This window comes from Sphingorhabdus sp., from assembly GCF_046292425.1.
Taxonomy (GTDB): Bacteria; Pseudomonadota; Alphaproteobacteria; order Sphingomonadales; family Sphingomonadaceae; genus Sphingorhabdus_B.
Genome location: NZ_JBKBQV010000112.1, coordinates 1 through 628 on the forward strand (window position 1 = coordinate 1; position 628 = coordinate 628).

The following is a 628-nucleotide window of genomic DNA, read 5'->3' on the forward strand; positions in this document are numbered from 1 at the left end:
GATAGCCGGGGCTGCCGGCTGCACCCGAGCCGTGACATTGGACGCAATTGACGAGAAACGCAGCGCGGCCGCCCGCTACGGCCTGCGCCATCAAAGGGCTGTTGTCGGGGAGGCGCTCAATCGGAATTTGGGACAGCGCCTCACGTACCGTCTGTCGGGACTGATCGGCGACGCGCATCTCTTGGGCGAGCTGGCCGCGGCTGGACCAGCCAAGGACACCTTCCGTGCCTCTTTCTATCAACGGCCAAGCCGGATAGAGGACAATGTAGACCACACCCCAGATGATCGTGAGGTACAAGGTCCATAGCCACCACCGCGGCATGGGCGTGTCGAGTTCCTCGATACCGTCCCACTCGTGGCCGACGGTCTCGGTCCCGGTGGGCAGGTCGATGCGTTTGCCGCTCGGGCGCTCATTCACCATCGTCTTGATCCTTGAAGATCGAATGCGCAGCATTGTGGTTGTGCGTGCGGGCCCCGGGCCGAAAGGGCCAGGCACACAGGCCAAGGAAGACGACGAAGATAGCCACCAGCGCGTAGCTGTCAGCGAAGTGCCGAAGCTGCTCGTACAAGCTCATCGCCCCTTCTCCTCGGCCAGTTCCTCGAGTGGTGCGGCACTGTCGAAGTCCAC

2 protein-coding genes are annotated in these 628 nt (G+C 63.1%); both read right to left on the reverse strand.

Translation table 11 applies throughout. The annotated features are described in order from the left end of the window. Positions 1–421, reverse strand: a 421-nt coding sequence (locus ACK4S7_RS13140; protein ID WP_409647698.1) for a cbb3-type cytochrome c oxidase N-terminal domain-containing protein, incomplete at its 3' end; no start/stop codon positions are given. After that, the coding region (locus ACK4S7_RS13145; protein ID WP_409647701.1) for a cbb3-type cytochrome oxidase subunit 3 at positions 411–628 on the reverse strand (218 nt) is incomplete at its 5' end. The genes ACK4S7_RS13145 and ACK4S7_RS13140, both read right to left, overlap by 11 nt.